The organism is Serratia sp. BIGb0163 (genome assembly GCF_024809935.1).
Classification (GTDB): Bacteria; Pseudomonadota; Gammaproteobacteria; order Enterobacterales; family Enterobacteriaceae; genus Serratia; species Serratia quinivorans.
This window is the reverse complement of the sequence record NZ_JANUDZ010000004.1, coordinates 279185-290889: the sequence shown is the minus strand read 5'-3', so window position 1 is coordinate 290889 and position 11705 is coordinate 279185. Positions and strand designations below refer to the sequence as shown.

The window sequence follows — 11705 nt, the reverse complement described above, 5'->3', positions numbered from 1 at the left end:
TATGGAAACTTTTAATCTGGATAATCACCCGCACGTCGAACTGTGCGACCTGCTCAAGTTCCAGGGCTGGTGTGAAAGTGGCGGTGCCGCCAAAGAAGTCATCGCCGATGGGCAGGTGAAAGTGAACGGCAAAGTAGAAACGCGCAAGCGCTGCAAAATCGTCGCCGATCAGGTGGTGGAGTTTAACGGCGGCAAGGTTGTAGTTAAACCATAAGCCGTGCTCCATAGAAAAAGGCGCTGAGTTAACCCTCAGCGCCTTTTTTGCTTTTCAGCCTAAAGCGAATTACTTACGGCGCCAGGTGGTTCCCTGCGGACCATCTTCCAGCACAATGTTCATCTCGTTCAAACGGTCGCGCGCGGCATCCGCCAGCGCCCAATCTTTGGCTTTGCGCGCGTCATTACGCTGTTTGATCAGTGCCTCGATCTCCGCCACTTCACCGTCGTCCGCCTGTGCGCCGCCCTGCAGGAACAGTTCCGGTTCTTGCTGCAACAAGCCCAGCACCTTCGCCAGCTTGCGCAGTTCCGCCGCCAGGCCGTTGGCTGCAGTCAGATCTTCCGCTTTCAGGCGGTTAACCTCGCGTGCCAAGTCAAACAGCGCCGAGTAAGCTTCCGGGGTATTGAAGTCATCATCCATGGCTTCGCGGAAGCGAGCTTCAAACACTTCGCCACCGGCCGGTTGAGCGTTAACGTCGGTACCGCGCAGCGCGGTGTACAAACGCTCCAGTGCGGTACGCGCCTGTTTCAGGTTCTCTTCGCTGTAGTTCAGTTGGCTGCGATAGTGGCCAGACATCAGGAAGTAACGCACGGTTTCGGCGTCGTAGTAACCCAGCACGTCGCGGATGGTGAAGAAGTTATCCAGCGATTTTGACATTTTTTCTTTGTCGATCATCACCATACCGGAGTGCATCCAGTAGTTGACGTACGGGCCGTCGTGCGCACAGCTAGACTGGGCAATTTCGTTCTCGTGATGTGGGAACATCAGATCGGAACCGCCGCCGTGAATGTCAAAATGGGTGCCCAGCTGCTTGCAGTTCATCGCAGAACATTCAATGTGCCAGCCCGGACGGCCTGCGCCCCATGGCGATTCCCAACTAGGTTCGCCCGGCTTGGACATCTTCCACAGCACGAAATCCATCGGGTTGCGTTTTACATCATCGATTTCTACCCGCGCACCGGCCTGCAGCTGATCCAGATCCTGGCGTGACAACAAGCCGTATTGCGGATCGCTGTCGATAGAGAACATCACGTCGCCGTTGCTGGCCACGTAGGCGTGATCGCGATCGATCAGGCGCTGGGTGATCTCAACGATCTCGGCGATATGCTGAGTGGCGCGCGGTTCGATGTCCGGGCGTTCAATCAGCAGAGAATCGAAGTCGGCGTGCATCTCTGCCAGCATGCGCGTGGTCAGTTGATCGCAACTTTCGCCATTCTCTGTCGCACGGCGGATAATTTTATCGTCAACGTCGGTAACGTTACGCACGTAGTTCAGCGAATAGCCGAGGTAACGCAAATAACGCGCGACGACGTCGAAAGCAACAAAGGTACGCCCGTGGCCGATATGACACAGGTCATAGATGGTTACCCCGCACACGTACATGCCAACTTTACCGGCATGAATGGGCTTAAATTCCTCTTTTTGACGACTCAGGGTATTAAAAATCTTTAGCATCGGGACATTCCGTGGTGTGCGTGATAACAAAAATAGTAATTAGGCGATTCACCCAGCAGCGTATTGAAACCCGAAGCCTGATCTAATGCAAGGTTAAGGCCGCGCTTTGCTAAGCTGAGGGGTGGAAAACGGTGAGAAATCAGCGATCGCCACCAGTGTTATAATATAACAACTATCGTTTTACCACAGCCAGCGTGCGGTTTACCCGCTGCTGACTGATTAAAGGAGATATGTTATAACGGCGGTCTGATTGTTCACTCGATCCTTGTGACATCTCAATTCATCTTGTTAGGACTAAAACTATGGTTACTTTCCACACTAATCACGGCGATATCGTTATCAACACCTTTGCTGACAAAGCGCCGGTTACCGTTGAAAACTTCCTGAACTACTGCCGTGAAGGTTTCTACAATAACACCATTTTCCACCGTGTTATCAATGGCTTTATGGTTCAGGGCGGCGGTTTTGAGCCAGGCATGACCCAGAAAGACACCAAAGCGACTATCAAGAACGAAGCCAACAACGGTCTGAAAAACACCATCGGTACCCTGGCAATGGCTCGCACCAACGATCCACACTCTGCGACCGCACAGTTCTTCATCAACGTGGCAGACAACGACTTCCTGAACTTCCGCGGCGAAAACGCGCAGGGCTGGGGCTACTGCGTATTTGCTGAAGTGGTTGAAGGCATGGACGTGGTTAACAAGATCAAAGCGGTGAAAACCGGCCGTAGCGGCATGCACCAGGACGTACCGGTAGAAGACGTCATCGTCACTAGCGTTACCGTCAGCGAGTAATCGCGGCTGCATGAACACGCTGTTCATCGCAGATCTGCATTTAAGCGCACAGGAACCGGCAATCACTGCCGGTTTTCTGCGTTTTTTGCGGCAAGATGCCATTCACGCCGACGCCCTGTACATTCTTGGCGACCTGTTTGAAGCCTGGATCGGTGATGACGATCCCGAGCCACTGCACGGCGAAATCGCTGCGGCGCTGAAGGCGCTGCAACAGGCTGGCGTGCCCTGCTACTTTATCCACGGCAACCGTGATTTTCTGGTCGGCAAACGCTTTGCCCGTGCCAGCGGTATGCAACTGCTGCCGGAAGAGCAGGTGCTGGAGCTGTATGGCCGAAAAATCCTGATCCTGCATGGCGACACGCTGTGTACCGACGATCAGGCCTACCAACAGTTTCGCCGCAAGGTACACAATCCGCTGATCCAAAAACTGTTTCTGGCCATGCCGCTGCGCTGGCGTCTTAAGATCGCAGCCAAAATGCGTGCCCGCAGCCAGCAGAGTAATCAGTACAAGTCGGACTCTATTATGGACGTCAACCCACAGGCGGTTGAGCAGGCGATGCTGCGCCACAAGGTTCACTGGATGATCCACGGCCACACTCACCGTCCGGCGGTGCATGAATTGGCATTGAGCAACGGCAAGGCCCACCGCGTGGTGCTGGGAGCCTGGCACGTTGAAGGCTCCATGATCAAAGTCAGTGCCGACGCCGTCGAACTGATCCAATTCCCGTTCTAAGTTCCTGACTTGTCGCACAGGTAAAAAAATTCACGCTTTTGGCAATGAAAACCGGCGACGCAACCGTTTTCCTCGCCGTGCGCTCATGGTATGCTCTGTGCCCTCATTCGGCCTCCCGCCGCAGGCAACCGGCCGTCGTTTGTACAATACAGGAGCCTTACACCCATGGGAGCCAACGCCGCTTCAGCCACCCACGCTGGGGTTAAAATCGCAATTGTAATGGGATCGAAAAGTGACTGGGCCACCATGCAGTTTGCCGCCGAAGTCCTGACCTCGCTCGATGTCCCGTTCCATGTCGAAGTCGTTTCCGCTCATCGCACGCCAGACAAGCTGTTCAGCTTTGCCGAGCAGGCAACTGATAATGGCTTTGACGTGATCATTGCCGGTGCAGGCGGTGCTGCGCACCTGCCGGGCATGCTGGCGGCGAAAACGCTGGTTCCGGTGCTGGGTGTTCCGGTGCAAAGCGCCGCACTGAGCGGTGTAGACAGCCTGTATTCGATCGTGCAAATGCCGCGCGGTATTCCAGTGGGTACGCTGGCCATCGGCAAAGCCGGTGCCGCCAATGCTGCCCTGCTGGCGGCACAAATTCTGGCGCTGCACGACGCCGCGCTGGCACAACGCCTCGCCGACTGGCGGCAGGCACAAACTGACGAGGTGCTGAACCACCCGGATCCGCGGGAGGAAGCATGAAGCCGGTTTGCGTACTGGGCAACGGCCAGTTAGGGCGCATGCTACGCCAGGCCGGTGAACCGCTGGGCATCGCCGTGTACCCGGTAGGCCTCGACGCCGAACCGGAAGCCGTGCCCTACCAGAACAGCGTGATCACCGCCGAAATCGAACGCTGGCCGGAAACCGCGCTGACGCGCGAACTGGCAACCCATAACAGCTTCGTCAACCGTGATATTTTTCCGCGTCTGGCAGATCGCCTGACGCAAAAGCAGTTGCTCGACCAACTTGGTCTGGCCACCGCGCCGTGGCAACTGCTGGCTGACGCCGCCGAATGGCCACAGGTGTTCGCTACTCTGGGTGAACTGGCGATCGTCAAACGTCGCGTTGGCGGTTACGACGGCCGCGGCCAGTGGCGTTTACGCCCAGGGCAAGAAGCCGAATTGCCGGCCGATGCCTATGGCGAATGTATCGTCGAGCAAGGGATTAACTTCTCCGGTGAGGTGTCACTGGTTGGCGCACGCGGGCATGACGGCCAGTCGGTGTTCTATCCGCTGACCCATAACCTGCATGAAGAAGGCATTCTGCGCACCAGCGTGGCGCTGCCGCAGCCCAACTCTGCCCTGCAACAGCAGGCGGAACAAATGCTGACGGCCATCCTTGATGAGCTGAACTACGTCGGTGTGATGGCGATGGAGTGCTTTATCGTTGGCGATCAATTGTTGATTAACGAGCTGGCTCCCCGGGTACACAACAGTGGCCACTGGACGCAGAACGGCGCGTCTATCAGCCAGTTCGAACTGCATCTGCGCGCTATTCTCGCCCTGCCGCTGCCAAAACCGGTAGTGAGCACACCGTCGGTAATGGTTAACCTGATTGGCACCGCAGTGAATCAGCAGTGGCTGGCGTTACCGCTGGTGCATCTGCACTGGTATGAGAAAGAGGTGCGTGAAGGTCGCAAGGTCGGGCACCTGAACCTGAACGATCCTGACGCCGCTGCGCTGCTGCAGACCTTGCAGGCACTGGCACCGCTGCTGCCGAGCGAATACCAAAGCGGTCTGGCCTGGGCGCAGCAAAAGCTGGCTTAAACGTTTCCCCTTGCCAAAAGTTGTTTCATGGTAGGGGCGCTGCATGCCGCGCCCTATCATATAATCAACGGGTTAAGTCGGGGCGAACATGTTCGCCCCCTACCGGTTTAGCCTTTATGCAGGTTTGTTAACGGCGATAGCCCTGCGGATTTTTGCTTTGCCAGTTCCAGGTATCACGCATCATCACGTCAAGCCCGCGCTGCACTTGCCAGCCCAGCTCCTGTTTTGCCAACCCGGCATCGGCCCAGAAGGCAGGCAGGTCGCCCGCACGGCGCGGTAAAATCTGATAAGGAATGGTCACGCCCGAGGCTTTTTCAAACGCCCGCACCATTTCCAGCACCGAGTAACCGACCCCGGAACCCAGGTTATAGGCTTTAAACCCGGCAATCTGCGCTAAATGATCCATCGCCGCCAGATGACCCTGCGCCACATCCATCACGTGAATGTAGTCGCGCACGCCCGTGCCGTCTTTGGTTGGATAATCGCCGCCAAACACGCTCAGAGTTTCCCGCTGACCGATGGCCACCTGCGCGATATAAGGCAGCAGATTATTGGGGATGCCACTCGGGTCTTCGCCAATCAGGCCCGACTCATGCGCGCCTACCGGGTTGAAGTAGCGCAGCGCGATAATCGAAAATGCCGGTTCAGCCCTGGCAAAGTCCTGCAGGACCTGCTCCACCATCCATTTGGAGGTGCCGTAAGGGCTGGTTGTGCCGCCAATCGGCATATCTTCCCGGTAAGGTACCGGCGCATGTTCGCCGTACACCGTGGCGGAAGAGCTGAAGATAAACTGATGGACTCCCGCCTCGCGCATCGCCTCCAGCAACACCAAGGTACCGGCCACGTTATTCTGATAATACTCCAGCGGTTTTTGGGTGGACTCCCCCACCGCCTTCAGGCCGGCAAAGTGGATCACCGAGGTAACGTTGTTTTCCTCAAAGATACGCTTCAGGCAACCGGCATCCTGTACATCTCCCCGATAAAACGTCGCGGCCCTGCCCGTCAGTTGCTCCACGCGGCGCAAAGACTCTTCGGACGCGTTGATCAAATTATCCAGCACCACCACATCTTCACCACGTTCCAGCAAAGCCAACACCGTATGTGAACCAATGTAGCCGGCGCCGCCGGTCACCAGAATAGACATAATTTCCCCTTAATCAGTGTCAGGAGCGAAAACCCGCCGTATCAGCGGGCCTCGCGTGCCTGGCTTACCGCTCAGCGTGAACCAATGTTACGTAACGGTTTACCGGCCATCAGATTGCGTTCGATATGTTCCAGAGAGATATTTTTGGTTTCCGGGATCAACGCCAGCGTGATGAAGATAAACACCAGGTTGAGCGCCGCGTAGACCCAGAAGGTATAGGCGCTGCCCAGCGAATTGAGCATGGTCAAGAAGGTCGCCCCGACGATCATGTTGGCGATCCAGTTGGTGGCAGTGGAACAGGTGATACCAAAGTCACGGCCTTTCAGCGGTTGGATCTCAGAACACAGCACCCAAATCAGTGGGCCGGCGCTCATGGCAAAACCGACAATAAACATCAGCAACATGATAACAGCGAAGTATTGCTCGGCAGGCGAACTCATCCCCACATGCATCATTGTCCCCAGGGCACCCATGCCCACCGCCATGACGATAAAGCCCAGCGTCAGCGTCGGTTTACGGCCCCAGCGGTCAACCAGCCCAATGGCGATAAAGGTGGCCAGCACGTTAACCAGGCCAACGATCACCGTACCCCACATCTGCTGTGCGGTACTGGCAAAACCCGCCAGGCCAAAAATCTTCGGCGCGTAATACATGATGACGTTCATACCGGTGAACTGTTGCATCACCTGCAGCAATACGCCGAGAAAAACGGCACGGCGGAAGTTTTTATTGTCTTTAAACAGCGACCAGCCGCTCTGTTTCAGCTTGAGGCTCTCACGAATTTCATTCAGTTCATGCTGTGCCTGGGCGCTGCTGTCACGCAGTTTCTCCAACACCTGACGCGCCTGCTCATGGCGGTTACGCGAAGCCAGCCAGCGTGGGCTATCCGGCAGGAAGAACACCCCAACCAGCAGCAGCACGGCAGGAATGGTGATCACCCCCAGCATCCAGCGCCAGGCGCCGGTGTAACTGAACGCGGTATCCGACAAATAAGCCGCCAGGATGCCGATGGTAATCATCAGCTGGTACATGGAAATCATGCTGCCGCGAATTTTTTCCGGCGCGATTTCAGACAGGTAAATGGGCGCCGTATAGGATGCGACACCCACCGCCAGCCCGAGCAGAATGCGCGACACCAACAAGACTTCAACGTTAGGCGCAGCCGCTGAGCATAAGGATCCCAGCACGAACAGCACGGCGCCAATCATCAGGCTGTATTTACGCCCGATGCGAAAGTTCATCCAACCACTGCCCACGGCACCGACCGCAGCGCCAAACATCATAGAGCTGACCACCCACTCCTGCTGGGAACTGGTCATATGAAACGAATCGGTGATAAACGGCAGAGCCCCCGCAATAACGCCGATATCCAGACCAAACAGCAGCCCGGCCAGTGCGGCCAAAAAACAGACGAAGAAAGTCATGCCTGCATTGCTTTGGCTTTTCTCAGCCGCCGACACTTTGACGGTAGTACTCATACTGCCTCCAATCGATAACGTTCTTAAGTTGCCGTTATGATAGGAGGCAATCCGTCAGAGGTAAGTGAGTGCGATCACATTAGTGGAAACGATTACACGACTTTATCTTAATCAGCATAAAAGCCAGATCACCACAAAACAGTAAAAAACCCTTGATTAAGAAAGATAATAATCTCATTCACTGCTTTAAAATGAAGACAACCGCAACATATTATTACCATATCGCAGGGCGTCCATTTTAATAACCCTCAATTAAATGTAACCGATATCACACCACAAACGTCCGAACGCCGTGGATAAAAGACTGGTGATTGGGGGGAAGCGAAGGTCAGATAAGAGGGAAATAGCGATCGTTGTTCGGCTGGCCCGGTAACCTGGGCCAGCTTGATATGTGAGTTAACCGTCGTAACTGCGGAACAGCGCCTGCCCGCGCAGCAAGCGCACGCCCAGCCAACCACCGCACAGCGACAGCAACAACGCACTGAGTAGCGGCAGTGCCCACCACAGCACCGGTGTTGGCGCCCATGGGAAGTCAAATACCTGGCTTTGCAGCAACCACAGTGCCGCTTCTGCCCCCACCGCGGCGGCAATGCCCGCCACCAGCCCCAACAGGGCAAACTCACACCACAACGTGCTGCGCAACAGGCGCTTGCCGGCGCCGAGCGTACGGTACACCACCAGTTCCTGACGCCGCTGACGCATACCCACCTGCACCTGCGCCATCAGCAACAAACCGCCGCAGAGCACCACCAGCACCACCATCACTTCCAGCGCGCGGCTCACCTGCTGCAGCACACCGCCCACCTGTTTGAGGATCGAACCGATGTCCAGCAGGCTGAGCGTCGGGAACTGGCGATTAAGCTGGGTCAGCATCTGCCCGTCCCCGTCGTAACGGAAACTGGTGAGCCAGGTTTGCGGCTGGCCATCCAGCGCACCCGGCGGGAAGATGAAGTAGAAGTTCGGTTTCAGGCTTTCCCAATCCACCTGGCGCAGGCTGGTGACCCTGGCGCTGAACGACTGGGTATCGCCGCTGAAGGTCAGCGTATCGCCCAGTTTGATCTTGAGTCGTCCGGCAATGCCCTGATCCATCGACACCTCGCCGGCTTTCGGCGGCCAACTGCCTGCCAGCAATGGATTGTGCGCCGGCAGCTCTGCCAGCCAGGTCAGGTTCAGCTCACGATTCACCGCCTCGCCGCCCGGATCGTCCTCATGCACCCGTTCGGTCGCCACCTGCTGGTTAATCTCGGTCAGGCGCACGCGGACAATGGGATAGTAGGTTTCCGGTTTAACTTGATGCTGTTGCAGGAAGGTTTTCACCTGTGGTACCTGCGCCTCAGTCATGTTCAGCAGGAAGTAATTCGGGCTGTCCGGTGGCAGTTGCTGCTGCCAACGCTCAAGCAGATCGCCACGCAGCACCAGCAGTAACGCCAGCAACATAAACGACAGCGAGAAAGCCGCCAGTTGGCTGACCGTGACCCAGGGTTGATGCAACAGACGGTTAACCGCCAGTCGCAGTGCCAGATTCTTCAGCGTAATTCGCCGAAGCAATAACAGGCTGCCCCAGCCGATAGCGCCCAACAGCAGCGCCAGCACCAGAATACCGGCGAGGATCGACCACAGTAGCGTGCTGGCCCCCATCAATGCCGTCAACAGCGCCACCACAATCACCGCCGTTAGCGGCAGGAAATAACGCAGCGGCCAGACGTTGGCCACCACATCGCGGCGCAGCACCCGCAGCGGCTGGGTCGCCAGTAACTGCCGATACGGCCGCAGCCCCACCAACAGAGAAATCATCAGCAATGCGCCGACCGCCCACAGCCACGGCCAGGCCCCGGCGGCTGGCAGTTCCGCCGGCAGCACCGGTGCCAGCAGGCGGATCAACAGCGCTTCAAACCCCAGCCCGATAATGCCCCCTCCGACGGCGGCCAGCAGAATTACCGCCAGCCACTGGCCGACAATCAACTTACGCAATGCGCTGCGGCCGGCCCCCAGAGTTTTCAACACCGCGATCAAGTCATAACGGCTACGGCAATAATGGCTCATCGCCACCGCGACGGCGGCAATCGACAGCAGCAAGGTCAGCAGCGCCGACAGCAACAGGAACTGCTGCGAACGCTGCAACGATTTACCCAATGCACTACCGGACTCCTGCAAGCCAAACCAGCGCTGATCGGGACCAAGCTGTGGCGTCAGGCGATCTTCATAACGCTGGATATCCTCCGCAGCCCCGGCAAACATATAACGGTAGGTCAGACGGCTGCCCGGCTGCACCGCCCCGGTTTTGTCCACGTCCGCCAGATTGATCATGATGCGCGGTGCCGTCTGGAAAGGGTTAAAGCCGGAATCCGGCTCCTGAATAATTTCACCGGCAATGCGCAGGCTGGTATCGCCCACGTCCAGCCTGTCACCGACCTTCACGTTCAACAACGCCAACAAACGTGGCGCCACCAGCACGCTCCCCGGCGTCAGTTTGACGTTGGCCGGGCGGGTCTCCAGCTTGCCGTACAGCGGATAGGCAAGATCGGTGGCCTTCACGTCTGCCAACTGGGGCCGATCGCCGGCATAGGTCATGGTGGTGAACGACAACTGTCGACTGACTTTCAGCCCCTGTTGTTGCGCGTCCAGCAGCCAGCCTTCCGGCACCGGCCGGGCGCTGCGCAGTACCCGATCGCCGGCAATAAAATCGCGGCTCTGCTGGCTCAGACCTTTGTCCATACGATCGCTGATACTGCCCAATGCCAATACGCAGGCCATCGACAGCGTCAGCGCCAGCCAGACGATCAGCAGTGACGGTGAACGCCACTCACGCCAAAACCAGCGCCAGATCATGCTTCCTCCCACAGCTGGCCTTCACGCAGGCGCAGCCGACGCTGGCAGCGAGCCGCCAGGGTTTCGTCATGGGTGACCAGGATTAACGTAGTGGCGAAATCGCGGTTGAGGGAAAACAGTAGATCGGCGATGCGTTCACCGGTCTGGCGATCGAGGTTGCCGGTGGGTTCATCGGCAAACAGCACCCGTGGTCGGCCACTGAACGCCCGCGCCAATGCTACGCGCTGCTGCTCACCGCCGGAAAGCTGCGCCGGCAAGTGGTCAAGGCGCTTGCCCAGCCCAAGCTGTTCCAGCAGCTGCACCGCCTGTTCGCGGCTCTGGCGATCGCTTTCCCCACGCAGCAACGCCGGTAACTGGACGTTTTCCAGCGCATTGAGCGTCGGTACCAACATAAAGGATTGAAACACAAAGCCGACATTTTTGGCGCGAAGCGCGGCGCGACCCTCTTCATCCAGCGCGGTCAGTGACTCGCCCAACAAATGCACCTCCCCTTCGCTACCGTCGTCCAACCCGGCGAGGATCCCCAGCAGCGTTGACTTGCCCGAGCCGGACTCGCCAATCAGGGCAATTGTCTGTGCGGGTTTGACAACCAGCTCGACTCCGGTAAGGATGGAGAGCTGATGCTCACCCTGACCAACGTGTTTACTAAGATGATGAACTTCAAGAACGTTTTCCGCTGGCATCTTCCCTTCCTTTTGCTGTTGGGATTATTCAGTTTACGCGCTGTCGCCGCCGATACCTTATTGATATTAGGCGACAGTTTAAGCGCCGGTTACCGCTTGCCGGTAGCGCAAGCCTGGCCGACGCTGCTGGCCGACCAATGGCAGAAAAAACCGGATGACCCGCAACTGGTCAACGCCAGCATCAGTGGCGATACCGCCGCTCAGGGGCTGGCACGTCTGCCCGAGCTGCTGAAACAACATCAGCCACGCTGGGTACTGATTGAACTGGGTGCCAACGACGGTCTGCGCGGTTTCCCGGCGCAGGATCTGCAACGCGACCTCAGCCAAATCATCACGCTGGTACAACAAGCCGGCGCGCAGCCGCTGCTGATGCAAATCCGTATTCCGCCCAACTATGGCCGCCGCTATACCGAGGCCTTCAGTGCGATTTACCCGCAGCTTGCCAAACAATTCGACATTCCACTGCTGCCGTTCTATATGGAACAGGTGGTGGTGAAAGCGGAATGGATGCAGGATGACGGGTTGCATCCCAATAAGGATGCCCAACCGTTTATCGCCACCTGGATGGCGGAACGCCTGGAACCTCTAGTAAAACATGAGTCTAACTAAATAGGGTTG

11 protein-coding genes are annotated in these 11705 nt (G+C 57.2%); 6 read left to right on the top strand and 5 right to left on the bottom strand.

The genetic code is table 11. The features are described from left to right. Window position 1: 1 nt before the first annotated feature. Window positions 2–214, top strand: coding sequence for a ribosome-associated protein YbcJ (gene ybcJ, locus M2406_RS16485; protein ID WP_012005606.1), 213 nt, complete (start codon window positions 2–4; stop codon window positions 212–214). Window positions 215–283: 69 nt separating this feature from the next. Here the strand turns inward: ybcJ and cysS are convergent, their stop codons facing one another. Next, window positions 284–1669, bottom strand: a complete 1386-nt coding sequence (gene cysS, locus M2406_RS16480) for a cysteine--tRNA ligase (protein ID WP_017891882.1) — start codon at window positions 1667–1669, stop codon at window positions 284–286. Between the two features lie 302 nt (window positions 1670–1971). Between cysS and ppiB the strand changes: the two genes are divergently transcribed. The 4 genes from ppiB to purK all read left to right on the top strand — a co-directional run bounded on the left by ppiB (window position 1972) and on the right by purK (window position 4953). After that, window positions 1972–2466, top strand: coding sequence for a peptidylprolyl isomerase B (ppiB, locus tag M2406_RS16475; RefSeq protein WP_012005604.1), 495 nt, complete (start codon window positions 1972–1974; stop codon window positions 2464–2466). A gap of 10 nt (window positions 2467–2476) precedes the next feature. After that, complete coding sequence (locus M2406_RS16470; protein WP_017891881.1) at window positions 2477–3199, top strand: UDP-2,3-diacylglucosamine diphosphatase; 723 nt, start codon at window positions 2477–2479, stop codon at window positions 3197–3199. A 165-nt stretch (window positions 3200–3364) separates the two neighbouring features. Further along, complete coding sequence (gene purE, locus M2406_RS16465) at window positions 3365–3889, top strand: 5-(carboxyamino)imidazole ribonucleotide mutase (RefSeq protein WP_017891880.1); 525 nt, start codon at window positions 3365–3367, stop codon at window positions 3887–3889. Beyond that, a complete protein-coding gene (gene purK, locus M2406_RS16460) occupies window positions 3886–4953 on the top strand; it encodes a 5-(carboxyamino)imidazole ribonucleotide synthase (protein ID WP_259190675.1) in 1068 nt (355 codons plus the stop codon). The genes purE and purK overlap by 4 nt, the downstream gene beginning before the upstream one ends. A 127-nt stretch (window positions 4954–5080) precedes the next feature. On the opposite strand, the gene galE is transcribed toward purK, so the two are convergent. The 4 genes from galE to ybbA all read right to left on the bottom strand — a co-directional run bounded on the left by galE (window position 5081) and on the right by ybbA (window position 11087). After that, window positions 5081–6097: a UDP-glucose 4-epimerase GalE gene (gene galE / locus M2406_RS16455; protein ID WP_017891878.1), complete on the bottom strand. Its 1017-nt coding sequence runs from the start codon at window positions 6095–6097 to the stop codon at window positions 5081–5083. A 71-nt stretch (window positions 6098–6168) separates the two neighbouring features. Beyond that, window positions 6169–7575, bottom strand: coding sequence for a sugar porter family MFS transporter (locus M2406_RS16450; RefSeq protein ID WP_012005599.1), 1407 nt, complete (start codon window positions 7573–7575; stop codon window positions 6169–6171). Window positions 7576–7971: 396 nt separating this feature from the next. Next, window positions 7972–10404, bottom strand: coding sequence for a putative ABC transporter permease subunit YbbP (gene ybbP, locus M2406_RS16445; protein ID WP_259190674.1), 2433 nt, complete (start codon window positions 10402–10404; stop codon window positions 7972–7974). Beyond that, on the bottom strand, window positions 10401–11087 hold the full coding sequence (gene ybbA, locus M2406_RS16440) for a putative ABC transporter ATP-binding protein YbbA (RefSeq protein WP_012005597.1): 687 nt from the start codon (window positions 11085–11087) through the stop codon (window positions 10401–10403). Before ybbA ends, ybbP begins: the two co-directional genes overlap by 4 nt. On the opposite strand from ybbA, the gene tesA reads away from it, so the two are divergent. After that, window positions 11058–11696 (top strand): multifunctional acyl-CoA thioesterase I/protease I/lysophospholipase L1, encoded by a 639-nt coding sequence (tesA, locus tag M2406_RS16435; protein ID WP_165366728.1) that lies wholly within the window; start codon window positions 11058–11060, stop codon window positions 11694–11696. The genes ybbA and tesA overlap by 30 nt on opposite strands. Window positions 11697–11705 lie beyond the last annotated feature (9 nt).